This window comes from Streptomyces sp. BBFR2, assembly GCF_044497305.1.
Classification (GTDB): Bacteria; Actinomycetota; Actinomycetes; order Streptomycetales; family Streptomycetaceae; genus Streptomyces.
Window position 1 is genome coordinate 2235973 of sequence record NZ_CP172415.1, and the last position, 23928, is coordinate 2259900.

Annotated in this window: 22 protein-coding genes and 1 pseudogene; 11 read left to right on the forward strand and 12 right to left on the reverse strand. The window is 71.6% G+C overall.

The window, feature by feature from the left end; all coding sequences use genetic code 11:
- Positions 1 to 87: 87 nt before the first annotated feature.
- The 4 genes from ACGH2B_RS08295 to ACGH2B_RS08310 form a co-directional block, all read right to left on the reverse strand.
- Positions 88 to 555 (reverse strand): (deoxy)nucleoside triphosphate pyrophosphohydrolase, encoded by a 468-nt coding sequence (locus tag ACGH2B_RS08295; protein WP_399086390.1) that lies wholly within the window; start codon positions 553 to 555, stop codon positions 88 to 90.
- Between the two features lie 40 nt (positions 556 to 595).
- The gene (locus ACGH2B_RS08300) at positions 596 to 775 is read right to left on the reverse strand and encodes an SPOR domain-containing protein (RefSeq protein ID WP_399086393.1); all 180 of its coding nucleotides are present in this window, start codon (positions 773 to 775) and stop codon (positions 596 to 598) included.
- 244 nt (positions 776 to 1019) lie between these two features.
- Positions 1020 to 2813, reverse strand: coding sequence for an APC family permease (locus ACGH2B_RS08305; protein ID WP_399086396.1), 1794 nt, complete (start codon positions 2811 to 2813; stop codon positions 1020 to 1022).
- Positions 2814 to 3040: 227 nt separating this feature from the next.
- The gene (locus tag ACGH2B_RS08310; RefSeq protein WP_399086399.1) at positions 3041 to 3793 is read right to left on the reverse strand and encodes a GntR family transcriptional regulator; all 753 of its coding nucleotides are present in this window, start codon (positions 3791 to 3793) and stop codon (positions 3041 to 3043) included.
- 169 nt (positions 3794 to 3962) lie between these two features.
- Here ACGH2B_RS08310 and ACGH2B_RS08315 point away from each other — a divergent pair, with 169 nt between their 5' ends.
- The gene (locus tag ACGH2B_RS08315) at positions 3963 to 4715 is read left to right on the forward strand and encodes a PIG-L deacetylase family protein (protein ID WP_399086402.1); all 753 of its coding nucleotides are present in this window, start codon (positions 3963 to 3965) and stop codon (positions 4713 to 4715) included.
- Positions 4716 to 5248: 533 nt separating this feature from the next.
- Here ACGH2B_RS08315 and ACGH2B_RS08320 read toward each other — a convergent pair.
- On the reverse strand, positions 5249 to 5746 hold the full coding sequence (locus ACGH2B_RS08320; RefSeq protein WP_399086405.1) for a CGNR zinc finger domain-containing protein: 498 nt from the start codon (positions 5744 to 5746) through the stop codon (positions 5249 to 5251).
- Between the two features lie 110 nt (positions 5747 to 5856).
- Between ACGH2B_RS08320 and ACGH2B_RS08325 the strand changes: the two genes are divergently transcribed.
- Positions 5857 to 6732: an alpha/beta fold hydrolase gene (locus ACGH2B_RS08325; RefSeq protein ID WP_399086408.1), complete on the forward strand. Its 876-nt coding sequence runs from the start codon at positions 5857 to 5859 to the stop codon at positions 6730 to 6732.
- Positions 6733 to 7184: 452 nt separating this feature from the next.
- Here ACGH2B_RS08325 and ACGH2B_RS08330 read toward each other — a convergent pair whose 3' ends face one another.
- Positions 7185 to 7733 (reverse strand): hypothetical protein, encoded by a 549-nt coding sequence (locus ACGH2B_RS08330; RefSeq protein ID WP_399086411.1) that lies wholly within the window; start codon positions 7731 to 7733, stop codon positions 7185 to 7187.
- 95 nt (positions 7734 to 7828) lie between these two features.
- Here ACGH2B_RS08330 and ACGH2B_RS08335 point away from each other — a divergent pair, with 95 nt between their 5' ends.
- Positions 7829 to 8011, forward strand: a complete 183-nt coding sequence (locus tag ACGH2B_RS08335; protein ID WP_399086414.1) for a hypothetical protein — start codon at positions 7829 to 7831, stop codon at positions 8009 to 8011.
- Between the two features lie 327 nt (positions 8012 to 8338).
- Here the strand turns inward: ACGH2B_RS08335 and ychF are convergent, their stop codons facing one another.
- Positions 8339 to 9427, reverse strand: coding sequence for a redox-regulated ATPase YchF (gene ychF, locus ACGH2B_RS08340; protein ID WP_399086417.1), 1089 nt, complete (start codon positions 9425 to 9427; stop codon positions 8339 to 8341).
- Positions 9428 to 9839: 412 nt separating this feature from the next.
- Between ychF and ACGH2B_RS08345 the strand changes: the two are divergent.
- Positions 9840 to 10130, forward strand: a pseudogene (locus tag ACGH2B_RS08345) (DUF6542 domain-containing protein); the annotation flags it as partial.
- Between the two features lie 61 nt (positions 10131 to 10191).
- Here the strand turns inward: ACGH2B_RS08345 and ppgK are convergent.
- Complete coding sequence (gene ppgK / locus ACGH2B_RS08350; protein WP_399086420.1) at positions 10192 to 11070, reverse strand: polyphosphate--glucose phosphotransferase; 879 nt, start codon at positions 11068 to 11070, stop codon at positions 10192 to 10194.
- A 134-nt stretch (positions 11071 to 11204) separates the two neighbouring features.
- Complete coding sequence (locus tag ACGH2B_RS08355; protein WP_399086423.1) at positions 11205 to 12281, reverse strand: 4-hydroxy-3-methylbut-2-enyl diphosphate reductase; 1077 nt, start codon at positions 12279 to 12281, stop codon at positions 11205 to 11207.
- 82 nt (positions 12282 to 12363) lie between these two features.
- Between ACGH2B_RS08355 and ACGH2B_RS08360 the strand changes: the two genes are divergently transcribed.
- From ACGH2B_RS08360 to ACGH2B_RS08375, 4 genes are all read left to right on the forward strand, one after another.
- On the forward strand, positions 12364 to 13836 hold the full coding sequence (locus ACGH2B_RS08360) for an APC family permease (protein ID WP_399086426.1): 1473 nt from the start codon (positions 12364 to 12366) through the stop codon (positions 13834 to 13836).
- A gap of 237 nt (positions 13837 to 14073) precedes the next feature.
- The gene (gene xseA / locus ACGH2B_RS08365) at positions 14074 to 15309 is read left to right on the forward strand and encodes an exodeoxyribonuclease VII large subunit (protein ID WP_399086429.1); all 1236 of its coding nucleotides are present in this window, start codon (positions 14074 to 14076) and stop codon (positions 15307 to 15309) included.
- Between the two features lie 10 nt (positions 15310 to 15319).
- Positions 15320 to 15610: an exodeoxyribonuclease VII small subunit gene (locus ACGH2B_RS08370; protein ID WP_399086432.1), complete on the forward strand. Its 291-nt coding sequence runs from the start codon at positions 15320 to 15322 to the stop codon at positions 15608 to 15610.
- A 543-nt stretch (positions 15611 to 16153) separates the two neighbouring features.
- Positions 16154 to 16747 carry a malonic semialdehyde reductase gene (locus tag ACGH2B_RS08375; RefSeq protein ID WP_399086435.1) on the forward strand — a complete coding sequence of 198 codons (594 nt, stop codon included), beginning with the start codon at positions 16154 to 16156 and terminating at the stop codon, positions 16745 to 16747.
- A 141-nt stretch (positions 16748 to 16888) separates the two neighbouring features.
- Here the strand turns inward: ACGH2B_RS08375 and ACGH2B_RS08380 are convergent, their stop codons facing one another.
- The gene (locus ACGH2B_RS08380) at positions 16889 to 17434 is read right to left on the reverse strand and encodes a DUF4245 domain-containing protein (protein ID WP_399086438.1); all 546 of its coding nucleotides are present in this window, start codon (positions 17432 to 17434) and stop codon (positions 16889 to 16891) included.
- A gap of 187 nt (positions 17435 to 17621) precedes the next feature.
- Here ACGH2B_RS08380 and glpX point away from each other — a divergent pair, with 187 nt between their 5' ends.
- Positions 17622 to 18653 (forward strand): class II fructose-bisphosphatase, encoded by a 1032-nt coding sequence (gene glpX, locus ACGH2B_RS08385; RefSeq protein WP_399086441.1) that lies wholly within the window; start codon positions 17622 to 17624, stop codon positions 18651 to 18653.
- A 78-nt stretch (positions 18654 to 18731) separates the two neighbouring features.
- On the opposite strand, the gene ACGH2B_RS08390 is transcribed toward glpX, so the two are convergent.
- Entirely contained in the window at positions 18732 to 19091 is a 360-nt protein-coding gene (locus tag ACGH2B_RS08390; protein ID WP_399086444.1) for a WhiB family transcriptional regulator, read from the reverse strand.
- Positions 19092 to 19560: 469 nt separating this feature from the next.
- Positions 19561 to 20394, reverse strand: a complete 834-nt coding sequence (locus ACGH2B_RS08395; protein ID WP_399086447.1) for a DUF1707 domain-containing protein — start codon at positions 20392 to 20394, stop codon at positions 19561 to 19563.
- 285 nt (positions 20395 to 20679) lie between these two features.
- On the opposite strand from ACGH2B_RS08395, the gene ACGH2B_RS08400 reads away from it, so the two are divergent.
- Together ACGH2B_RS08400 and ACGH2B_RS08405 are read left to right on the forward strand one after the other, a co-directional pair.
- The gene (locus ACGH2B_RS08400; RefSeq protein ID WP_399086450.1) at positions 20680 to 22377 is read left to right on the forward strand and encodes a fumarate hydratase; all 1698 of its coding nucleotides are present in this window, start codon (positions 20680 to 20682) and stop codon (positions 22375 to 22377) included.
- A gap of 697 nt (positions 22378 to 23074) precedes the next feature.
- Complete coding sequence (locus ACGH2B_RS08405; RefSeq protein ID WP_399086453.1) at positions 23075 to 23749, forward strand: hypothetical protein; 675 nt, start codon at positions 23075 to 23077, stop codon at positions 23747 to 23749.
- Positions 23750 to 23928 lie beyond the last annotated feature (179 nt).

Below are 23928 nucleotides of genomic sequence, written 5' to 3' on the forward strand. Positions count from 1 at the left end.
CCGCCCGCGCACGGGCGCCCGGGCCACCCGGACGAACCCACCGCCCGAGCCCGTCCGCCACCCCGTACGACCGGACGCCCGCCGGCCTCAGAGCGGTGTGCGCCCGCCGGGCATGGTGGAGCGTGAGGGATCGGGCGGCGCGGCGGTGGCCGGATCCGCGCCCTCCCGCAGCAGCCGCATCGCCGCGGCGACCGCCGGGCGGTCCTGGTCCAGCCAGTCCACCGACAGCTCCTCGGCCGGCTCCAGCCAGCGCAGCTCGTCGTGGTCCTGGAGCGGCCGCGGCTCGCCGGAGACCAGCTTGGCGGCCCACACCCGCAGGACGAACCCGGGGCGCAGCGGCCACTCGCCCTCGATCGGCTCCAGCGGCTCGGCCTCGACGCCCAGCTCCTCGCGCAGCTCGCGGACGAGCGCCTGTTCGGGGCTCTCGCCGTCCTCCACCTTGCCGCCGGGCAGCTCCCAGCGACCGGCCAGCGCGGGCGGCGCGCTGCGCCGCGCGGCCAGCAACCGCCCGCGGTCGAGCACCGCGCCGCCCACCACCACACGCACCGTCGTCATACGCGGCAGCCTACGGCGCGCACCACGCTCCGCAACCCGCTCAGCCGGTCGTCACATCCATCTTCTCCACCACATAGAGCCGCTGGTCACCGTCGCCGTCGAGGCGTCCGGCGACCCGCTCGGCCTCCGCGCGGGTGGCGTACCGGCCCACCCGATAACGATGGCCGCCTTCCTCCTGACGAATGACGAGCCAGGGCAGCTCGGTCGTTCCGCCGGCCATCACATCGCTCCGTCCGCAGCACCGCGCGTCATCCCGTGCCCCTCCCGGGCCGATACCGAATCCGCATTCTGCATATGCCCGACCCTACGCCCGACCTTCACTCAGCGGATACGGAATGGCACAAGGAGAGACGGAACCGGCCACCCGCGGGCCCCCGGCGTACCGGGCGGGCCTGCGAGTGGCCGGTGGAGCCGTACGGCTCGGTGGTACATCCCCCGGGGCCGGGCCCCGGAAGCGGTGCGGATCAGGCGTCGCTGCGGACCTTGCCGTCCGAGGGACGGTCGTCATCGGGACCCGCGTCGCCGCTGCGCTGCGCGCCCACGGTGGCGGCCCCGGACTCCTCGGCCTCCTCCGCCGCGCGGATCTCCTCCTCGACCGCGACCAGCGAGGGGTTCCGCCACGAGCTGCGCACGCCCCAGAAGTAGAACGCGAGGCCGATGAGGATGACGACGACGATGTCCACGCCCTCCGGCAGGTAGCCCTTGCCGCCGAACTCCTTGCCGCCGCTGTACGAGACGATCGCCATCACCAGCAGGTACACCACCATCCAGGCGCCGGCCTTGAGGTGCGGACGCAGCTCGGCCCACGGCTTACGGCCCTGCGAGAGCGGCTTGCCGATCTCGTACCAGGCCCAGACCGGCAGGCCGACCGCCATGATCAGGATGACCTTGCCGGTGAGCGGCCAGCGGCCCCAGTACAGCACCAGCGAACCGAAGACCATCGCGATCGGGGCGATGACCGGCATCACCTTCAACTGCACCGGACGCTTCAGACCGGGCGAGAGGCGGCGCAGCGACATCACGGCGACGGGGCCGGTGATGTACGAGATGACCGTGGCGACGGAGACGATCTCCGCCAGCGAACCCCAGCCGCGGAAGACCGCGAGGAACAGGAAGGCGATGACGAGGTTGAGCACCAGCGCCGGACGCGGCACGCCGGTCTTCTTGTCGACCTTGCCGAAGATGCCGGGCAGGTGACCGTTCTCCTGCACGCCGTGGATCATGCGCGAGGTGGTGGCGGCGTAGATCATGCCCGTGCCGGACGGCGAGATGAAGGCGTCGGCGTAGAGCAGCATCGCCAGCCAGTTCAGGCCCCAGGCGATGGCGAGGTCGGCGAGCGGCGAGTTGTAGCCGAGACCGGCCCAGCCGCCGGCGGAGGCGAGCTTGTCACCGGGCACCGCCATCAGGAACGCGACCTGGAGGGCGACGTAGATCACCAGCGCGATGACGATGGAGCCGATGACGGCCTTCGGCAGCGAGCGGCCCGGGTTGCGCGCCTCGGCGGCGAGGTTCAGCGGCGACTGGAAGCCGTTGTAGGCCCAGACGATGCCGGAGACCGCGACGGCGGTGAAGACCGAGCTCCAGCCGTTCGGCGTGAAGCCGCCGGCGTCCTTGATGTTGCCCGTGTCGAAGTGCGCGATCATCAGCGCGCTCGCGGTCAGGATCGGAACGACGACCTTGAAGACCGTGATCGCGGTGTTGGTCTTCGCGAACAGCGTGATCGCGAACCAGTTCAGGAAGAAGTAGAAGATCAGCAGCACGCTGGCGAGCGCCACACCGCTGCCGGTCAGCTCCTTGCCGTCGTACAGCGCCTGGGCCCAGCCGAAGTCCCAGGAGCTCATGTACTGGACGGAGGCGGTGGCCTCACCGGGGATCACGGAGACGATCGCGATCCAGTTGGCCCACGCCGCGAGGTAACCGGCGAGCGAGCCGTGCGAGTACTGGCCGTAGCGGACCATGCCGCCGGCCTTCGGGAACATCGACCCCAGCTCGGTGTAGGTCAGGGCGATGGTGAGTGCGACGACCGCGCCGATCACCCAGGCGAGGATGGCGGCGGGACCGGCGATGGCAGCGGCCCGTTCGGCTCCGAAGAGCCAACCGGAGCCGATGATGGACCCGAGACCAGTGGCGGTCAGGGCGATGGTCCCTAGGGACCGGCGGTAATTGGAGTGCGAGCCCTGCTCCGCGCTCGGGGTCTTCGTCGTGCTCACGTGCTTGGTCTCCTGGTCTTCCCCCGTGCCGTGCACAAACTTCGCCATCGTAAGAGCGAATCGGATGATCGGATTCCCTCACCCGGCGAAAAGCCCCGCCCCAGCGAGCGGGTGTGACTATTCCCACGACACGGTGCAGCCGACAAATAAGAATGAATACGGACAACGAGTCCGCATGAAACTGGCGTTACGGGCGGTACGCGGACCCATCCCGAGGCCCTCGCGTCCGACTCCCCGTCCCGCCCTTGCTTCCTCCCGCCCCCGTCGCGCCGGACCTAACGGACCGGCAGGTGATACGTCACACGGTGCCGGTCGGCGAGGGTGACCACATCGGCGGTCTCCACGGGCCTGCCCCCGGCGAAATACGTCCGCGAGATGACGAGCACAGCATGGCCCGGCACGCCGCCCAGCACCATGACTTCTTCAGCCAGCCCCGGCCGGGCGCCGACCTCCTCCACGACGTTGTCCACCACCACGTCGATCGCGGCCATCCGCTCGACCACTCCGCGCCCCGCGAGCGGGCCCTCCTCGGGCAGCATCACCGGGGTGCGGCCGGTGATCTCCAGCGGCTCCCAGGAGGTCGAGACCATGGCCGGCTCACCCTCCGCCCGGAAGACGTACCGCGTCCGCATGACCCGCGCGCCCGGCTCGATCCGCAGCCGCCCGGCGATCGCGCTCCCCGCCTCCTCCTGCCGGCTGCTCGACTCCCAGCTACCCGCGACACGCTCGTCCGTCTGCTCCTGCCGGAAGGGCGTGCAGGACGGCCCGGCGTGGTGCCCGGCCCGGGCGATCCGGCGGGGGGCGGGGCGCTCACGCACATACGTACCGGAGCCGGAGCGGCCCTCGACGAGGCCCTCCGCCATGAGGACCTTGCGCGCTTCCAGTGCGACGGTGTCGGAGACGCCGTACTGGGCGCGGATGCGGGCCTGCGAGGGGAGCCGGGTGTGCGGCGGCAGCGCGCCGTCGACGATCTTCTGACGCAGGTCACCTGCGACGCGGAGGTACGCGGGCTGCTCACCGAAAGACACGGGCCCTCCCAACAGCTTGGCGGTGGGTAACAGCGTGGCAACTGCGCGTCGCCACCCGCAACCTTGGGCCAGGAAATCACCCAATGTGATGACCCCCAGCTCACCCGGCATAACGATCAAGGAAATGGGCGAAGGTGGACGTCAAGGAGGCCCTACCCCGAGGAGTCCCGTGACCGGCGACACCACCCCGCTCCCCGCCCTGCCCGACGACTGGCGCCACGCGCTCGCCATCGCCGCGCACCCCGACGACCTGGAGTACGGCGCGGCCGCCGCCGTCGCCGAATGGACCGCCTCCGGGCGCACCGTCACCTATCTCCTGGTGACGCGCGGCGAGGCCGGTATCGACGGTCTCGCGCCCGAGGAGTGCGCCGCGGTCCGCGAGGCCGAGGAGCGGGCCGGCGCCGCCCTCGTCGGCGTCCGTACCGTCGAGTTCCTCGACCATCCCGACGGGACCGTCACCCCGACGCTCGCCCTGCGCCGTGACCTGTCGGCGGCCGTCCGCCGCCACCGCCCCGACCTGCTCGTCACCCTCAACCACCACGACACCTGGGAGGGCGGCCACTGGAACACCCCCGACCACCGCACCGTCGGCCGCGCCGTCCTCGACGCCGCCGCCGACGCGGGCAATCGCTGGATCTTCCCCGACCTCGTCACAGAGGAAGATCTCCCGCCCTGGAACGGCGTCCGCCACATCGCCGTGGCCGACTCCCCCACCCCCACGCACGCGATGGCGATCGGCTCCGGTTTCGACGCCGCCGTGGCCTCCCTCGCCGCCCACCGGACGTACATCCAGGGCCTCGCCGCCCCCGGCTCCCCGGCGCCCGATCCCCTCGCCTACGCCCGCGACTTCCTCGACCGGACCCTGCGCCCCGGCCCCGACGGCACGACGCGAATCGTCCGCTTCGAGCTGTTCTCCCGATGACGCCCGACGGCACCACCCCACACAAAACGGCCATCCCGCGCTCGCCGATTGGCTTGTTTTACCCCTTGCAACAGGGCACCCGATGTGCCGCTACGGCCTACAGCACCTGAACCGCAGGTGTCGAGGAAGGCTCGCGAGGGTTTCGAAGGCATGACGGGCCCCGCGGCACGGTTCACCGCTCAGAGAATCCGGCGCGACGCACACGGGAACGGAACGACCCGACGGGCCCGCCCTCGGGCGTGCGCCCGCAATACCCCCAACACTCCTCGGAGCAAAGGGACTTCACCCCGCCGCGCTCCACCCGAGCTCAACTCCCGTAAGAAAAAGAAGAAAAAGCGGGAAAGAAAGCCGCCGATCTTTCATTTCCGGGGTGAATTCCCGCCGAGAACACGCTCGTTGCGTTCCCCTCGCACCGAAAACCGGAAGCGGGCGCGGGATGGCGTACCGGCCGGGACATCCGCACGCCGCCGAGGGCAGCCAGGCGCTCCTGGCCGGCGAACCGCTGTGCCACCTCGGCCCGCCAGGGCCCCGGCTTACGAACTGTCCCGCGTCCGGGCCTGGTGACGGCGGGCCTTGAGCCGGTTGCCGCAGGTCTTCATCGAGCACCACCGCGCGGTGTTGGCACGGCTGCGGTCCAGCAGGAAAAGGCGGCACTCGGGGTTCCCGCACGGCCGCAACCGGCCGGGCAGGCGCTCCTTGACGTCCGCCCACGCGAGCACGAGTTCCACGGCGAGCCTGCGCTCCGACGGCACCTCCAGCCGCCACTCGACCCCCGCCGCGCCGGGCTCCGGTACTTTCCGCACCCCCGCGAGGACCCTCCGCAGCCGGGACTCCGCCGCCGCGCCCGACTCCACCGCGTGGAGCGCGTCCCGGGCGGTGCGCAGCCACCGGCGCTCACCCTCCCCGCCGTGCCCGCCGTGCTCCCGCGCCCATCTCGCGAGCCCGTCGCCGTCCTCCCACAGATCGCGGCACCGGCCGTCAACGACAGGGGTGCTGTTCAACGCCTCCATCAGGGCTTCTTCGTCCAGCACAGCCCGACCCACCTCTCACCTAACCCCTTCAAGCCACTTGACAGGTTACCTCAGAGCTGCCGTACTGAAACCCGAGAGACAACCTCCATAAAGTATCGAAGGGGTTAGTCATGACGGAGATCCACCACCGCTACGCCACAGTCCGGGGACACCGCCTCTTCTACCGCGAGGCAGGCCCCCGCGAGGCCCCCGCACTCGTCCTCCTGCACGGGTTCCCCACCAGCTCCCGCATGTTCCGCCACCTCATCCCGGCGCTGGCCGACCGCTTCCACCTCATCGCCCCCGACCACCTCGGCTTCGGCCGCTCCGACGCCCCGCCCGCGGACACGTTCCCCTACACCTTCGACGCCCTGGCCGACCTCACCGAAGCTCTCCTGACCCACCTCGGCATCGCCCGCTACGCCGTCTACGTCCAGGACTACGGCGCCCCCCTCGCCTGGCGGCTGGCGCTCCGCACCCCGGAAGCCGTCACCGCGGTGATCACCCAGAACGGCAACGCCTACGAGGACGGCTTCGTCCCCGGCTTCTGGGACCCCCTCTGGGCCTACGCCGCCGACCCCGGTCCCCGCACCGAACCCGCCGTCCGCACCGCCCTCACCCTCGACGCCATCCACTGGCAGTATCTGCACGGCGTGGCCCGCCCCGAACTGGTCGACCCCGACACCTGGACCACCGACCACCACGAGATCAGCCGCCCCGGCAACGACCTCGTCCAACTGGCCCTCTTCCGCGACTACGCCACCAACCGCCCCCTCTACCCCCGCCTGCACACCTACTTCCGGGAAAGCCAGGTCCCCCTCCTGGCAGTCTGGGGCGCGAACGACGAGATCTTCGGCCCCGAAGGCGCCCACGCCTTCGCGAGAGATCTGCCCGGCGCGGAGATCCACCTCGTACCCGGAGGCGGTCACTTCCTGCTGGAGAGCCATCTGGACACGGTCGCCGGATACGTACGCGGGTTCCTGACAGCCGCCGGCACGGAGGGCTGAGCCGCGGGGAGCCGCGCGGGAATCAGTGGGACCCGGCCGAAAGGCCGGGTCCCTGCCAATCCGCGCAGGTGCCGGATCTGCGATGTGGTGTCACGACACCTGGTCAGACGTTGAAGCAGAACTCCACCACAATCCGGCTGGCCTGTGGTTATGCGGGCGCCTCCCAGAACCACACCAGCACGGAATTCACAACAGAATACGAGAGAGCCCGGGACCGACAACGCCACTCAACCGTGTCGGCAATGAGCCAAGGGCTGGGGTGATTTCTTGCACGCCCCCGGCCTGATCACGGGCACCGACAGGGCCCACCGCCTCCGCTGTTCAACACCTTCAGGCCACGACACTCCAAGGCATACTGCCGTGACCCGACTGGCGTGTCCGAAAGTCACTTCGAAACGAGCGAAGAACACACAGTCAGTCGCCATTGCCACCGACCACCCGGAGATCTGCCGCTACAACGGCCCCAGAACCTCCGCACAATCAAGGGCGAGGCGTCCGATGCTTCCAGCTTCACCCGGAGGACGGATCAAGGAATAGATGAAGAGCCCAGCGGCGGCCAGTCCGTGAAGAACCCTGACGTACGTGTCAGTGCTGAAGCTCCACGGGCTGCGGAGAAGTGCCTTGTTCAGCATGACGACCTCAATGGTCACGCCAACGATCACGGTGCATGCCGTGTAGACCATGAGCCACCAGATTGAAGGTCCGGGCTCAGCCTCAAAGACAAGTTGCAGACTGGTGCCGCCTACGAGCAATGGCACCGGGGCAAGTAGATAGAGCAAAATCGTGACCGGGACGTGCCACGGTCCCATATAGAAGACATACTCATATTCGTCATCGTCCTGAACCATCTCGCGAACGCGAGGTTTCGTTGCGTCGAAGTGGTAGTGGTTCTGGACGAAGTGCTGATCTCTACCGGCCTGATATACCTGGCTCTCATCGAAAGCTTCGGCCCGCATCGACCAGGACTCATTCATTTCTCCGTCACGGCTGGGCGGATTCACTTCTGCGTGATCCTCTGGTCTCGACCAGCCTGGAACACCTGCCCGTTACCGCTTGCATCGGCAGTCATGTCCAGGGAGGGATGGACACTACTGGTGTGCTGCTGCGCAAGCATCGCGTTGAGCTGCCGGAGGGCGTCAAGAGCCTGAGGCTGTGCGACAAGCAACCGGAGCAAGTACCCGTTCCATGCAGCGACGAACGCGGCGTGCGTTCGTTCATTATCTGCTTGCAGATAACCGAGGAGAATCCTCCGGTTCCCCTCAAAGTCCGCATGACTTGAGTCGGCAGACTCGGACCGGAGCCGTTGCCGGAGCGCTACGATGCCGTCCCTCGCGCACTGCCAACCATCCGGAGCCATCGCCGAAACGATGGCGGTGCCAACCGCGCTGGCAGCCGAGCACACTCTCAACCATTGGAGATGCCTGAGGCATCCGCCGATCGTGTCTCCCACGCAACTTCGTACCGCTCGAAGCGCACGATCACACCGCGACATGACGAGGGGTCAGCTATCCCAGCGCGGGAAACGCAAAGGGCCCGACTCCGAAGAGTCGAGCCCTCTCTGACCTGCGCATTTGCCAGATCAGCGACGTGGCATCACGTCACCTGGTCACACATTGAACCGGAACTCCACCACATCCCCGTCCTGCATCACATACTCCTTGCCCTCCATCCGCGCCTTGCCCTTGGCGCGGGCCTCGGCTACCGAGCCCGTCTCGACCAGGTCGGCGAAGGAGATGACCTCGGCCTTGATGAAGCCCTTCTGGAAGTCGGTGTGGATGACGCCGGCGGCTTCGGGGGCGGTGGCGCCCTGCTTGATGGTCCAGGCGCGGGATTCCTTGGGGCCGGCCGTCAGGTAGGTCTGCAGGCCGAGGGTGGCGAAGCCGGCGCGGGCGAGGGTGGCGAGGCCGGGCTCCTCGGCGCCTACGGACTGGAGGAGTTCCATGGCGTCCTCCTCGTCCAGCTCGGCGAGGTCGGCCTCCAGCTTGGCGTTGAGGAAGATCGCCTCGGCGGGGGCGACGAGGGCGCGCTGTTCGGCCTGGAACGCCTCGTCGGTCAGCTCGTCCTCGTCGACGTTGAAGACGTAGAGGAAGGGCTTGGTGGTGAGGAGGTGGAGGTCGTGGAGGAGCTCTTCGTTGCCGGAGCCCTGGACGATGCCCTGGGAGAAGAGGGTGTCGCCGCGCTCCAGGATCTCCTTGGCCTCCTCGACGGCCTTGACCTTCGGGGCGATGTCCTTCTTGATGCGCGACTCCTTCTGGAGGCGCGGCAGGACCTTCTCGATGGTCTGGAGGTCGGCGAGGATCAGCTCGGTGTTGATCGTCTCGATGTCGTCGCGGGGCGAGATCTTGCCGTCGACGTGGACGACGTTCTCGTCGGCGAAGGCGCGGATGACCTGGCAGATCGCGTCGGACTCGCGGATGTTCGCGAGGAACTTGTTGCCCAGGCCCTCGCCCTCGCTGGCGCCGCGGACGATGCCCGCGATGTCGACGAAGTCGACGGTCGCCGGGAGGACGCGCTCGGAGCTGAAGATCTCGGCGAGCTTGGCCAGGCGGGTGTCGGGGACGCCGACGACGCCGACGTTCGGCTCGATGGTGGCGAACGGGTAGTTGGCCGCCAGCACATCGTTCTTGGTCAGGGCGTTGAAGAGGGTCGACTTGCCGACGTTGGGCAGTCCGACGATTCCGATCGTGAGCGACACGGTGGCGACATCCCGGGGAGCGAGGCGGTGAGGGCGGACACGGCTCCCGTAGGGGCCGATCCACCAGTTTACGGGGCGCGGGCGGTGGGCCGTCCGGCCCGGTGCGGGCCCCCGAACGCGGCATCGGTGAGGCACCCTGGCGTGTCCCGGAGCACGTTCATAGCACTGGGCGGCCTACCGTTGGCGGGTGGAGCAACGAGATGCGCGCGCACCCCAGCACCGCCCGTCCGTGAGCGGCGGGCCCTCCGCGGTCCGCGATCCCCGGCTGCCGCGCCCGGCGAAGGGGCGGCCGGGGCGGGAGCGGCCCGGTGCGGAACCCGCGGACGCCGAGCGGCCGGCCGCCGGTACCGCGACCGTCTACCGGGCCGGTCCGCGGCCGCTGCCCGGCAAGGTCGCCGCGGTGGTGCGGCGGATGCCCGCCCCGAAACTGACCGGCCTGGGCTGCGGCCTGCTGAGCACCCTCGCGCTGCTCGCCTTCGCCGCCCTCGACGAACTGCTCCTCGACGGCGCGCAGACCCCGTACGGCGTGTTCTTCGTCCTGGTCTCGCTCTGCGCGGGGCTGTGGGTGCGGCCGTACGACCTCATCGCGGCGCCGGTGGCGCTGCCGATCGCGTTCACGCTCGGGGCGGTGCCGATCGCGCACGGTGCGGACGGGTTCGCCGGGCTGCTGATGGGTGTCTTCACCGTGCTGGCGCTGAACGCGGGCTGGCTCTACGCGGGGACGCTGGTCTGCGTCTTCCTCGCGCTGGTGCGCAAGGTGGTGCTCATCGTGCGGCGTCGGGCCAGCCGACCGGCGACGCGACCGGCGGGCCGTCCGGGGAACCGGCGTCCCGGTGCGGCGGAGGGGCGGGCGCCGGGGCGGGCTCCCGGGAACCGTCCGCGGCAGGTGGCGCCGCAGCCCGAGCGGCATGAGCGGCCATCGCGGCACCCACGATCCCCGCGTCGTTCCGAAGCCGAGCCGGCACGATCTCGGCCCTGATCCCTTCGAGCAGCGGCAGGAACTTGTCGGCCTTGCGGCTGACCCCGCCGCCGAGCACGAACAGCTCGGGCGAGAAGAGCATCTCCACATGGGTCAGGTACTTGGTGAGCCGCCGCGCCCAGCGTGACCAGCTCAGCCCCTCGGTGTCCTTGGCGTGGGTGGCGGCGCGGGTCTCGGCGTCGTGGCCGTTCAGCTCCAGATGGCCCAGTTCGGTGTTGGGCACCAGGCGGCCGCCGGTGAAGACGGCGGAGCCGATGCCGGTGCCGAGGGTGAGGACGATGACGGTGCCGAGGCGGCCGCGTCCGGCGCCGTAGCGCATTTCGGCGAGCCCGGCGGCGTCCGCGTCGTTGAGGAGCGTGACCGGGCAGTCGGCGCCGAGCCGTCCGGTGAGGAGCTGGGCGGCGTCGGTGCCGATCCAGTCCTTGTCGACGTTGGCGGCGGTACGGGTGACACCGCCGGTGATCACGCCGGGGAAGGTGGCGCCGACCGGACCCGTCCAGCCGAAGTGCGCCACGACCTCGCGGACGCTGTCGGCGACCGCGCCCGGGGTGGCGGGCCGCGGGGTGAGGACCTTGTGGCGCGGCTCGGCCGGCTCGCCGCGCTCCAGGTCGACCGGGGCACCCTTGATGCCTGATCCGCCGATGTCCACACCGAAGACCTTCATGGGAAAAGGCTAGGCGCGACGGGCGCGGGGCGCCCCGGGAACGGGGAACCGGCGGCCTCCCGGGACGGTCCGGAAACGCGGAACCGGCCGCCGGTACGGAAGGTCTCGGCGGCCGGTTCCCGGGAACCGCGGGCTCAGCTCTCCGTGGCCGCCTTGGCCTCGGCGCGCAGGTCACGCCGCAGCTCCTTGGGCAGCGAGAAGGCGATGGACTCCTCCGCCGCGGTGATCGTCTCGACGTCGTCGTAGCCGCGCTCGGCGAGCCAGTCCAGGACGCCGTGGACGAGGACGTCGGGGACGGAGGCGCCGGAGGTGACGCCGACGGTGGTGACGCCGTCGAGCCAGCTCTCGTCGATCTCGTCGGCGTAGTCGACCAGGTGGGCGTCCTTGGCGCCGGCGCCGAGGGCGACCTCGACGAGGCGGACGGAGTTCGAGGAGTTCTTGGAGCCGACGACGATGACGAGGTCGGCGTCGGCGCCCATCTGCTTGACCGCGATCTGGCGGTTCTGGGTGGCGTAGCAGATGTCGTCGCTGGGCGGCGAGAGGAGGTTGGGGTAGCGGCCCTTGAGGGCGCCGACCGTCTCCATCGTCTCGTCGACGGAGAGGGTGGTCTGGGAGAGCCAGACGACCTTGTCCGGGTCGCGGACCTCGACGTTCGCGACGTCCTCGGGACCGTCGACCAGCGTGATGTGGTCGGGCGCCTCGCCGCTGGTGCCGATGACCTCTTCGTGACCCTCGTGGCCGATGAGGAGGATGTCGTAGTCCTCCTTGGCGTACCGGACGGCTTCCTTGTGCACCTTGGTGACCAGCGGGCAGGTCGCGTCGATGGTGGCGAGCTTGCCGCGCCGCGCCTCCTCGTGGACGGTCGGGGCGACGCCGTGGGCGGAGAAGATGACGATGTTGCCCTCGGGGACCTCCGCCGTCTCGTCGACGAAGATGGCGCCCTTCTTCTCCAGGGTCTTCACGACGTACTTGTTGTGCACGATCTCGTGGCGTACGTAGACGGGAGCGCCGTACTGCTCCAGGGCTTTCTCGACGGCGATCACCGCGCGGTCCACCCCCGCGCAGTAGCCGCGCGGGGCGGCGAGCAGGACCCGCCGGCGCTCGCGCGGGGCGTCGGCTCTCGGGGTGCTGGCGGGCTGCGGGGTGTCACCGTGACGCGGGGCGTCCTCGCTCGCGGCGGTGGCGGGTGACGGGCCGGGCGTAGCAGTCATGCGTCCCATCGTACGGGCGTACCGCACCGCACGGAGATCGCGCCGGTGGCCCAGACTGGGGCCGAGAGACCAGGGAGGCGGTATGCCGGAGAACGATGCGGCGCGCGGCACGGCCGGGGGGCCGGCGGGCGGGGACGACAGGGCGGCGACGGCGCCGGAGCGGGGCAGCAGCAGCCCGCCGGCGCTGCGGCGGACGCTCTCCTTCCGGGACCTGATCGTCTACGGGCTGCTGTTCATCGCCCCGATGGCGCCGGTCGGCATCTTCGGCACGCTCCAGGCCAAGTCGGGCGGGGCGGTCACCCTCGTCTATCTCGTCGCGACGGTGGCGATGGCGTTCACGGCGTACTCGTACGCGCAGATGGTGCGGGTGGCGCCGCAGGCGGGGTCGGTCTACACGTACGCGCGGGTGGGGCTGGGTGAGGGCGCGGGGTTCGTCGCCGGGTGGATGGCGATGCTGGACTATCTGCTGATCCCGGCGGTGGCGTATCTGTTCTCCGGGATCGCGATGCACGCGCTCGTCCCCGGGGTGCACCAGTGGGTGTGGACGGCGCTGGCGGTGGTGGTGACGACGCTGCTGAACCTGTGGGGGGTGCGGGCGGCGGCGGTCGTCGGGTTCGCGGTGCTGGCGCTGGAGATCGCGGTGCTGGCGGTGTTCGTGGTCGCCGCGGTGGCGGAGCTGGTGGCGCACGGCGCGCAGCGCGGCTGGGCGGCGCCGCTGACCGGCGAGGGCGGCTTCTCGATGACGGCGGTGCTGGCGGCGGTGTCGGTGGCGGTGCTGTCGTATCTCGGTTTCGACGCCATCGCGGCGTTCGCGGAGGAGGCGCGGGGGGCGCACGGACCGGCGGCGGGCGCCGGACAGCGGGGCGCGGACCAGGTGGCGCGGGCGGTGATCACCTGTCTGGTGGTGGCCGGGCTGCTGTTCGCGGTGCAGACGTATCTGGCGGCGCTGCTGGCCCCGATGCCGGCGGCGGAACTGGCGGCGAAGCCGGGTGAGCAGGGCGCGGCGTTCTACACGACGGTCGACGCGTCGGTGGGCGGCTGGCTGCACGATCTGGTGGCGGCGAGCAAGGCGCTGGGCGCGGCGTTCGCGGCGCTGGCCGGGCAGGCGGCGGCCGGGCGGCTGCTGTTCGCGATGGCCCGGGACCGGCGGCTGCCCGGGGCGATGGCCAAGGTGGACGCGGGCAGTGGGGTGCCGCGCCGGGCGTTGCTGGGCGCGGCGGTGGTGACGCTGGTGGCGGCGGTGTGGGCGGCGCGGCGGGACGACGGGCTCGACCATCTGTCGTCGATCGTGAACGTCGGCGCGCTGACCGCGTTCGCGCTGCTGCACGCGTCGGTGATCGGCTGGTTCCGCGTCCGGCGGCGCGCGGAGGTCCCGAGCGTGCTGCGCCATGTGGTGGTCCCCGTGATCGGCCTGGCGGTGGTGGTCGCCGTGATCGTCGAGGCGTCGCCGACGGCCCAGGTCGTGGGCGCGGTGTGGCTCGCGGTGGGGCTGGCGGTGCTGGCGCTCCAGTACGGGAGGGGACGGGCCGGGCGGGGCGGTGAGCAGGCGGAGTGAGGGGCCTCTCGCCGGCGGGTGCGGATGAGCGCGTGTGAGATTCCGTGGGGCCGGTACGGGGTCCGGGCCCGGGCCCGGACCCGCGGGTGCGTCGGGCCCCGGGTGGGGCGGCCGGGCGCGGGCGCCGCGCGGGACGGGCACCACGCGGGACCGCGGAGCGGGCCGGGCACCGCACCACGCGTCCGGCCCCGCGTCGGCCCCCGCCCGTTGTCGGTGGTCGCCGATACTCTCGCTCGTATGGCTCTCTCCACGTCTCCCGAAGCGCCGGTCCCGGTCGGTCAGGTGTCGCGGCTGATCGGCGGGTGGATCGACCGGCTCGGCGCCGTCTGGGTCGAGGGGCAGATCACCCAGTTGTCGCGGCGGCCGGGCGCCGGGGTGGTGTTCTTGACGCTGCGCGACCCGTCGCACGACATCTCGCTGAGCGTGACGTGCTACCGCCGGGTCTTCGACCAGGTGGCGGACGTGGTCGGCGAGGGCGCCCGGGTGGTGGTGCACGCCAAACCGGAGTGGTACGCCCCGCGCGGCCAGTTGTCGCTGCGCGCCGCCGAGATCCGGCCGGTCGGGGTGGGGGAGCTCCTCGCGCGGCTGGAGCAGTTGAAGAAGTCCCTGGCGGCCGAGGGACTGTTCGCGGCGGACCGCAAGAAGCCGCTGCCGTTCCTGCCGCAGCTCATCGGCCTGGTCTGCGGCCGGGCCAGCGCCGCCGAGCGGGACGTGCTGGAGAACGCCCGGCACCGCTGGCCCGCCGTCCGCTTCGAGGTGCGCAACGTCCCCGTTCAGGGGGCGCGGGCGGTGCCGGAGGTCATCGGGGCGGTGCGGGAGCTGGACGCGCTGCCCGAGGTGGACGTCATCATCGTGGCGCGCGGCGGCGGCAGCGTGGAGGATCTGCTGCCGTTCTCCGACGAGCGGCTGGTGCGGACGGTCGGTGAGGCCCGCACCCCGGTCGTCTCCGCGATCGGCCACGAGCCGGACACCCCGCTGCTCGACCTCGTCGCCGACCTGCGGGCGTCCACCCCGACCGACGCGGCGAAGAAGGTCGTCCCGGACGTCGGCGAGGAGCTGGCGCGGGTGCGGCAGTTGCGGGAGCGGGCGCTGCGCGCGGTCGGCGGTTTCCTGGAGCGGGAGGAGCGGGGGCTCGCGGCGGCGCTGAGCCGTCCGTCGATACGGCAGCCGCAGCGGATGGTGGCGGAGCGCGCCGAGCAGATCGAGGCGCTGCTCGGCCGTGGCCGCCGCACCCTCGGCCATCTGCTGGACCGCGCCGACTCGGAGCTGGCGCACACCCGCGCCCGGGTCGTCGCGCTCTCCCCGAAGGCCACGCTGGAGCGCGGTTACGCCGTCCTCCAGCGCCACGACGGTACGGCGGTGCGCGCACCGTCCGAGGTGAGCGACGGCGAGGAGCTGCGGGCCCGGGTCTCCGAGGGCGGCTTCACGGTCCGGGTGAGCGACGGCAACGGCGCTGTCACACCCAGCGCTTAGGCTGGACGGCATGGCGAAGGCGGAGACGGACGAGATGACGGACGCGGAGCGCGAGGCGGTCGGCCCCGTGGCGACCGTGGACTCCACCCTCGGTTACGAGCAGGCGCGGGACGAGCTGATCGAGGTCGTCCGCAGTCTGGAGACCGGCGGTACGACGCTGGAGGAGTCGCTGGCTCTCTGGGAGCGCGGCGAGGAGCTGGCGAAGGTCTGTCGCCGCTGGCTGGACGGCGCCCGCGCCCGGCTCGACGCGGCCCTCGCCGAGGAGGACGCCGCCCCGGAGAGCGACGCGGCCCGGGACTGATCGCGTACGGACACCCGGCGCCCGGTCCGGTCCGGCACCGGGCGGGGAGCCCCGCCCCGCCCAGCCGCCTGCGACCGGCGAGGCGCCACCGGCAAGGACCCCCCGGGCCCACCGGTACGGGCGGGCCGAGCCCCGACCCACCCTGACGACCTGGGCAGCACCGCCCACCCGGCGCGGCAACGGCCCGGCCCGAAACCCGCACCCTCCAAGCCCCTCGCGACTCGACCCCGTCTCAAGGCCCCACACCCGGCCCGGCGCACCCTCAGCTCAGCCCACGCCGCCCGACGTACAGGCCCCGCCCCCTGGCGCCTCCCCCGGCAATCCCACCCGCCGGGCCCCGGAACAACGGCCCGGCCCGCTCCCGTCGGACCGGCTCCCCCGCCGCGGGCCCCAGCCGCCCCTACGAGCCCCGGTCCGTGAGTCCCCTCACACCCTCCACGGCTTTAGTTGAAAATTAATCTATTACGGCTACAGTGGAACTCGTAGACCTCACCGGATCGGCAGCCCCGACCCTCTTCCCCTATCTGACCCCGAGGTGCCTCTATGTCTCTCGCCCTTGACGCCGCCGCTCAGGACCTCCTCTTCCGCGAGGCCCAGACCGCCAACACGTTCACGGACGAGCCGGTGACGGACGAGCAGGTCCAGGCCATCTACGACCTGGTGAAGTTCGCTCCGACCGCCTTCAACCAGTCGCCGCTGCGCCTGACGCTGGTCCGCTCCGAGGACGCCCGTAAGCGTCTGGTCGCCCACGCCATGGGGGCCAACGGCCCGAAGACGCTGGCCGCGCCGCTGACCGCGATCCTCTCCGTGGACCTCGACTTCCACGAGAAGCTGCCGCAGCTCTTCCCGCACGCCCCGGGCGTCAAGGACGCGTTCTTCTCCGAGGCCGCCGTCCGCGAGGCCGCCGGCACCCAGAACGCCACCCTCCAGGCCGGCTACTTCATCCTCGGCATCCGCGCCGCCGGCCTCGCCGCCGGCCCGATGACCGGCTTCGACTTCGCCGCCGTCGACAAGGAGTTCTTCGGCGACGGCAAGCAGAAGTCCTTCCTCGTCATCAACCTCGGCAAGCCGGGCGCCGACGCCTTCTTCCCGCGCTCGCCCCGCCTCGACTACACCGAGGCCGTCACCACCATCTGAGCCACCCGCCGCGGCCCCGCGCCCACCACGGGCCGGGGCCCCGGCACGCGAAGGCCGCCGCCCCCCATGAGGGTGCGGCGGCCTTCGTCGTCGTCCTGTACGCGCGGGCGACCCGGACCACGTACGTCCGGAACCCGCCGGTCAGCCCTTCTTCGCCACCAGCGCCGCGGCCAGCTCGGCGAGCCGGCCGTACGGCGCGGTACCGGTGACCACCGTGGTCACCCCGGGCTCCTCGCGCACCAGCGCGTTGTACTTCTCACCCTTGTAGCGGTCCCACTTCTTGCTGCCGACGGCCTGCTCGCCCTTGGCGCGGGAGGCACCGAGGGTGACCTCCTTGATGAACTTCTCCGCCGCCGCGTCGCTCTGCTCCACCGCCGCGTACTGCTGCTCCGGGTCGAGCAGCCCCAGATGCCAGGCGCCGCCCTTGCCGTCCTCGGTGGCGCGGTACGACACGGAGGTGGTGCGCCAGGTCTTCGGCAGCCCCTCCGGCGCGGCGATCGGGTACGGGGCCGCCCGGCGGGCCGTGGCGGTCTCGACGCGGGTGTCGACGGTCAGCACCGCCTTCTTCTCCGCGGTGCCGCTGTCGTCGTGCGGGATGAAGATGTAGATCACCGCGACGAGCACGCCGATCACCGCCAGCGACAGGAGCATGTCCCGTACCGTTTGTCTGCCTCGCGTTCCAGCCACGCCCCCTATCGTCCCCCATGGCCCGCGCGATCCGGACACGGCCCCCATGGCGACATCCCGCGTGCGGCCCGTTCCCGCCGGTCGCCGCACCGCTCATGCGAAGGGCCGCCTGCTCACTTTCGCGGCGTACCGATAAAATCGCAGACACCCTCAGACCTGCGGCATAGCCGTACAGAAAGGTGCGCTCGTGTCCGAGCATCAGCTCCCGTCCCCCCTGGAAGTCAGCCCCGAGGCCCCCGACCGCAACCTCGCCCTGGAGTTGGTCCGGGTCACCGAGGCCGGCGCCATGGCGTCGGGCCGGTGGGTCGGGCGCGGCGACAAGAACGGCGCCGACGGTGCGGCGGTCAAGGCGATGCGCGCCCTGATCCACACCGTGTCGATGGACGGCGTGGTGGTGATCGGCGAGGGCGAGAAGGACAACGCCCCGATGCTCTACAACGGCGAGCGCGTCGGCGACGGCACCGGCCCCGAGTGCGATGTGGCCGTCGACCCGGTGGACGGTACGACGCTGACCGCCAAGGGCATGGCCAACGCCGTCTCCGTGATGGCCGTCGCCGAGCGCGGCTCCATGTTCGACCCGTCCGCGGTCTTCTACATGGACAAGCTCGCCACCGGCCCCGAGGCCGCCGACTTCGTCGACATCAACGCGCCCGTCGCGGTGAACATCAAGCGCATCGCCAAGGCGAAGCGTTCCGCCGTCGAGGACGTCACCGTCGTCATCCTGGACCGGCCGCGCCACGACGGCCTGGTCAAGGAGGTCCGCGAGGCGGGCGCCCGCATCAAGTTCATCTCGGACGGCGATGTGGCCGGCGCGATCATGGCCGCCCGTGAGGGCACCGGCGTCGACCTGCTCCTCGGCATCGGCGGCACCCCCGAGGGCATCATCGCCGCCTGCGCCCTCAAGTGCCTCGGCGGCACCCTCCAGGCCAAGCTGTGGCCCAAGGACGACGCGGAGCGGCAGCGCGCCCTCGACGCCGGGCACGACCTCGACAAGGTCCTGGCGATCGAGGACCTCGTCAAGGGCGACAACGTCTTCTTCGTCGCGACCGGCATCACCGACGGCGACCTGCTGCGCGGCGTCCGCTACCGCGCGGAAACCGCGTACACCCAGTCCCTGGTGATGCGCTCGAAGTCGGGCACGATCCGCCAGATCGACTCCCAGCACCGGCTGTCGAAGCTGCGCGCGTACAGCTCGGTGGACTTCGAGCGCCCGAGCTGATCCGGACGGCACACGGCGCGCGCCCCGGGGAAGAGCTTTCCGGCTCTTCCCCGGGGCGCGCGCCGTACCGCTCGTGATTCAGCCCGCGGCGGGCATCCGGCTCTGCCGCGGGATGTCGGCCTCGCGGCGGCGGCGCCGGGTGAGGACCACGCGGCGCTCGGCGGCGGTCAGGCCGCCCCAGACGCCGTACGGCTCGGGCTGCAGCAGGGCGTGCTCACGGCATTCGAGCATCACGGGACAGCGGGCGCAGACCCGCTTCGCCGCCTCCTCCCGCGCCAGCCGGGCGGCGGTGGGCTCCTTGGACGGGGCGAAGAAGAGCCCGGCCTCGTCCCGGCGGCACGCGGCGTCGGCATGCCAGGGGCCGGCCTCGTCGCGCGAGGGGAGGCGTGGGGACGGGACGGCAGCGGCGGCCTGCAGGGGCTGTTGCGGTAGCAGCACGGTCTACTCCTGACGACGGCTTCGGCAAGTGGGCGGCACCCTGGTCCGTCCCTCTGCGCACGGCACTTCGCAGCCCGCCGCCGTACGAGAGACGATGCCCCCAGCCCTACCCGCTGTACCCGCGCTTATGCACACCGTGGTGATCGGGAAGGGGCTCCGGGAGCGGCCTGGCGGGCGGTACGGACGCCGTCGTACGCGGCTCCCGTGGCCGTTCGGCGCGCCCCGCCCGCACCGTGCCGCGCCCTGCCGTACGCGGGTGTCACGGACGCCCGACATGCGCTGTCCGCGCCATTGCCCCGCACCTGCGGTACGGGTGTCACCGGGCTGTCCTGCGGCGCGCCCTTGCCCGGTGTGGGCCTGTGGCCCGGCGCGTCTAGCTGCCGGGCCGCCCGCGTGGTCCGGGGTGCGCCCCGGACCCGACGGGCGCGACGCCGCCCGTCGCCGGGTCCGCGCGCCCCTCGTGCGCCCCTCAGTGGCCGCCCTCGGGGTAGCGGTCGTGGCGGTCGTACCGTTCGGTGCGGCGGGTGGCGTGGCGGTCGTGGCGCTCCTCGCGGAGCTGCTCGCGGAGTTGGTGGTGGTCGTCGCGCAGCCGGCCTATAAGGTCGCGGATCCAGGCGCCGCGCTTGGGCCTGGCCTCCACGCTGCCGAGGACGGCGTAGCCGTTGACCTGGACGATCGGGGCGTCCGGCTCGACCGCGTCGTTGGTCGTCACCTCGAAGGAGCCGAGTACGCCGGAGCCGCTGCTGCGCAGGGTGAGGTTCTCGGGGACGCGGATCTCGACGCTGCCGAAGATGGCGGTGACGTTGATCTGCACCTGCTGCTGCGGGAAGAGCGCCTCGGTCAGGTCGATCTCGACGCTGCCGAAGACCGCCACGGCGTTGATCCGCCGCGGGACCCGCCAGCGGCCCTTACGGGTCGAGGCGCTGAAGACGGCGACCAGGCTCTGGTCCGGCACCGGTCCGGCGTACGCCTCGGCGGCGGACCGCTGCCGCGCGGTGCGGCCCGCGCCGCCCGGTGCGGGCAGGTCCCGCACCATCGGCTCCAGCTCGCCCAGGGTCTTGGCGCGGTAGACCGCGTCGATCCGCTCGGCGTGCTCCTCGGCGTCCAGCCTCCCCTCCGCCAGCGCCTCCCGCAGGATTCCGGCGATCCGGTCGCGGTCCGCGTCCGATGCCCGGAGGTCGGCCTCGGCGACGGGCTTGGTCATGTCGACCGGCCGCCGCTCCGCACGCGCGGGCTGCCGGCCGCTGTCGTCACGCGGTCCGGCGGGGGTCGCGGGGTCGGTCCCCCGGTTGTCAGCATCCACGGCCCCAGCGTACCCAAACGCGATACATCGCGAACAGGGATTCGAGACATGGCCGGGCATCCGGTCCCGGGCGGGGCGGACCCGTACGGGGTGCCCCGGGCGCGCGCGTAAGGGGCTTCCCGGAGCGTTCGTGCGGGGCGCGCCGCCGCACGTCGGGCGCCCCTCATGGGGCCCCGCAGGGACTGAGCCCTACCTCACAAGCGGTGCGCTCCGCCAGGGTTCTACGCTGGTCGGTGCTGCCGCAGACGTCAGCGGAACCCCCCTGTCGAGTGAGGATTGGCCTTCATGCCCCCCGTCTCCCGCCCCTCCGGCCCCGCATTCGCCTACACCGATCTGCTCCCCGTAGGCGCGGACACCACCCAGTACCGCCTGGTCACCTCGGAGGGCGTGAGCACCTTCGAGGCGGACGGCCGGACGTTCCTCAAGGTCGAGCCGGAGGCGCTGCGCAAGCTGGCGGCCGAGGCGATGCACGACATCGCGCACTACCTGCGCCCGACGCACCTCGCACAGCTCCGCAAGATCCTCGACGACCCGGAGGCCAGCGCCAACGACCGGTTCGTCGCGCTGGACCTGCTGAAGAACGCCAACATCGCGGCGGCGGGCGTGCTCCCGATGTGCCAGGACACCGGCACCGCCATCGTCATGGGCAAGCGCGGCCAGCAGGTGCTCACCGAGGGCGGTGACGAGGAGGCCCTCTCGCGCGGCATCTTCGACGCGTACACCCAGCTCAACCTGCGGTACTCGCAGATGGCCCCGCTGACCATGTGGGACGAGAAGAACACCGGGTCCAACCTGCCGGCGCAGATCGAGCTGTACGCGAACGACGGCGACGCCTACAAGTTCCTCTTCATGGCGAAGGGCGGCGGCAGCGCCAACAAGTCGTTCCTGTTCCAGGAGACGAAGGCGGTTCTCAACGAGACCTCCATGATGAAGTTCCTGGAGCAGAAGATCCGTTCGCTGGGTACGGCCGCCTGCCCGCCGTACCACCTGGCGATCGTCGTCGGCGGCACCTCCGCCGAGTACGCGCTGAAGACCGCCAAGTACGCCTCCGCGCACTACCTGGACGAGCTGCCCGCCGAGGGCTCGCCGACCGGCCACGGCTTCCGGGACAAGGAGCTGGAGGAGAAGGTCTTCGAGCTGACGCAGAAGATCGGTATCGGCGCGCAGTTCGGCGGCAAGTACTTCTGCCACGACGTGCGCGTGGTGCGGCTGCCGCGGCACGGCGCGTCCTGCCCGGTGGCCATCGCGGTCTCCTGTTCGGCGGACCGGCAGGCGGTCGCGAAGATCACCGCCGAGGGCGTCTTCCTGGAGCAGTTGGAGACCGACCCGGCGCGCTTCCTGCCGGAGACCACCGAGGAGGAGCTGACCGAGGGCGCGGGTCCGGACCTCGACGCGGTGAAGATCGACCTGAACCGCCCGATGGACGAGATGCTCGCCGAGCTGACCAAGCACCCGGTCAAGACCCGGCTGTCGCTCACCGGCACGCTGGTCGTCGCCCGTGACATCGCCCACGCGAAGATCAAGGAGCGGCTGGACGCCGGCGAGGAGATGCCGGAGTACCTGAAGAACCACCCGGTGTACTACGCCGGTCCGGCCAAGACGCCCGAGGGCTTCGCCTCCGGTTCGTTCGGTCCGACGACCGCGGGGCGGATGGACGCGTACGTCGAGCAGTTCCAGGCGGCCGGCGGTTCGAAGATCATGCTCGCCAAGGGCAACCGCTCCCAGCAGGTCACCGACGCCTGCGCGGCGCACGGCGGCTTCTACCTGGGCTCCATCGGCGGTCCGGCGGCCCGCCTCGCGCAGGACTGCATCAAGAAGGTCGAGGTCCTGGAGTACGAGGAGCTGGGCATGGAGGCGGTCTGGCGGATCGAGGTCGAGGACTTCCCCGCGTTCATCGTCGTCGACGACAAGGGCAACGACTTCTTCCAGGACCCGGCGCCCGCACCGACGTTCACCAGCATCCCGGTGCGTCAGGGGGCCTGACCCCCGGGGGCGTGCGCGCTTGCCACGCGCGCCCCGCACCGCCCTGGGCGCGCCCCTTCCTTCCGGCCGTCACCCCGCTCGGGGTGGCGGCCGGACGCGTTCTGCCGGTATTTCCCCCGGCGCCCGATTCCGGGGAATTCCCCGCTCCCGTACGAGAGTTGTCCGCATCGGCGCGGGCGCGTGGCGCAATATCGCCGTGTTAGCCTCGGGGAGCTTTATCGGCCGGGAATGCCGGTCGCTGCGCGGTTCGTCGTACGGGAGCATCGATGTACCGGTTCGTTTCCAGGGATTTCACGGTCGGCGGCGAGCAGTCCGTCCTGCCGAGAAATCGAGCCGAGCGCCGGATGCACCGCCTCGGCTCGGCCTTTCCGCCCGCTCCCTAGCGTCCCGTCCCGCGCCTCATGAGGCCGGTCGCCGCCCGTTCACGGCCCTGACGGGGCCCGTACGGCGGCACGGAACGTCCGGCCCTTCCTGCGCGGTGTCTCTTTTCCCCCACCTGTCCCGCCTTTCCGGAATTTCCCCGGCGGGAATACCGGTGCGGCGGACACGGCCCGGCGCAGGGGCCCCGGTATCACTCTCCTTCAGCATCGACGGCCGGTCGGTGCTGCCGTCCGGCGGCCCCTCGGGCCGCGCCACGGGCGGTTACGCGGCAGTAATTCCAGCGATAGTCGATAGTCCAGCGATCATGGTGAGTCGAATGAGTGCGGTAAGCGTCGCCTTCGAGATTCCGTCGGTCTTCCGGGAAGTCGTCCCCGGGCTCTCCACCGAACAGGCGGAGGACGAGGTGAGAGCGCGGCTGGAAGTCGACGGCGGGGCCGGGCTGCCGTCCGGGCGGTTCGCCCGGCTCACCGCGGAGTACGCGCGGGCGTCGGCGCTGCTCGCCGCCACGGGCATCCGCTACGCCGCCACCTGTCTCGGGCGGATCCGCGGCGCGTGGTCGATGGGGACGCTGACCCTCGCGCTCTCCCCGCTCCCCTACCGGGACGCCGACGCCGCGGTCGCGGGCGTGGGCGCCGCCCTCGCCGAGCACGCCGCCGGTGCGGAGGTCAGCGCCCTGACGCTGCCGTGCGGTCCGGCGGCGCTCGCGGTGCGGCGGGCGGATTCCCCGGGGCCGGACGAGGCCGGCGCGCCCGGTGCCGCCGCCGCGGGGATGGCTCAGCTCCAGGTGTTCATCCCCGTACCGCCGGATGCCGTGCCCGGGGCGCAGACGCTGGCCACGGTGACGTTCAGCACCCCGAGCACCGATCACTGGGCGGACTACTGCGCCCTGTTGCTGCCGTTCCTGCGCAGCCTGCGGTTCCTGCCGCGGACGGCGGGCGCCGGGGTCACGGGCGCGGCGGTGGGCGGTGCGGTGGCGGTCGGCGTCGGCTGAGGACGGCGGGCCCGGTGTGCGGTGCCGGGCGGGCGGCGGGCGCGGGGTGAGTGTGCCGACCGGCGCGCCGGAGGCCGTCCCTCGGGTTCACCGCCGCGGGCAACCTGACGTACGGCCGGGTGCCCGCCCCTGGACGCGCCGGTGCCCCGCTCTCCGACAGGGAGGCGGGGCACCGGCGT

What these genes read in the sequence shown, in the direction of transcription:
- ACGH2B_RS08295 (WP_399086390.1), bottom strand. Translation starts at nt 555, where the DNA reads ATGACGACGGTGCGTGTGGTGGTGGGCGGCGCGGTGCTCGACCGCGGG.
- ACGH2B_RS08300 (WP_399086393.1), bottom strand. Translation starts at nt 775, where the DNA reads ATGGCCGGCGGAACGACCGAGCTGCCCTGGCTCGTCATTCGTCAGGAG.
- ACGH2B_RS08305 (WP_399086396.1), bottom strand. Translation starts at nt 2,813, where the DNA reads ATGGCGAAGTTTGTGCACGGCACGGGGGAAGACCAGGAGACCAAGCAC.
- ACGH2B_RS08325 (WP_399086408.1), top strand. Translation starts at nt 5,857, where the DNA reads ATGACGGAGATCCACCACCGCTACGCCACAGTCCGGGGACACCGCCTC.
- ppgK (WP_399086420.1), bottom strand. Translation starts at nt 11,070, where the DNA reads ATGAAGGTCTTCGGTGTGGACATCGGCGGATCAGGCATCAAGGGTGCC.
- ACGH2B_RS08355 (WP_399086423.1), bottom strand. Translation starts at nt 12,281, where the DNA reads ATGACTGCTACGCCCGGCCCGTCACCCGCCACCGCCGCGAGCGAGGAC.
- ACGH2B_RS08360 (WP_399086426.1), top strand. Translation starts at nt 12,364, where the DNA reads ATGCCGGAGAACGATGCGGCGCGCGGCACGGCCGGGGGGCCGGCGGGC.
- xseA (WP_399086429.1), top strand. Translation starts at nt 14,074, where the DNA reads ATGGCTCTCTCCACGTCTCCCGAAGCGCCGGTCCCGGTCGGTCAGGTG.
- ACGH2B_RS08370 (WP_399086432.1), top strand. Translation starts at nt 15,320, where the DNA reads ATGGCGAAGGCGGAGACGGACGAGATGACGGACGCGGAGCGCGAGGCG.
- ACGH2B_RS08375 (WP_399086435.1), top strand. Translation starts at nt 16,154, where the DNA reads ATGTCTCTCGCCCTTGACGCCGCCGCTCAGGACCTCCTCTTCCGCGAG.
- ACGH2B_RS08400 (WP_399086450.1), top strand. Translation starts at nt 20,680, where the DNA reads ATGCCCCCCGTCTCCCGCCCCTCCGGCCCCGCATTCGCCTACACCGAT.
- ACGH2B_RS08405 (WP_399086453.1), top strand. Translation starts at nt 23,075, where the DNA reads ATGAGTGCGGTAAGCGTCGCCTTCGAGATTCCGTCGGTCTTCCGGGAA.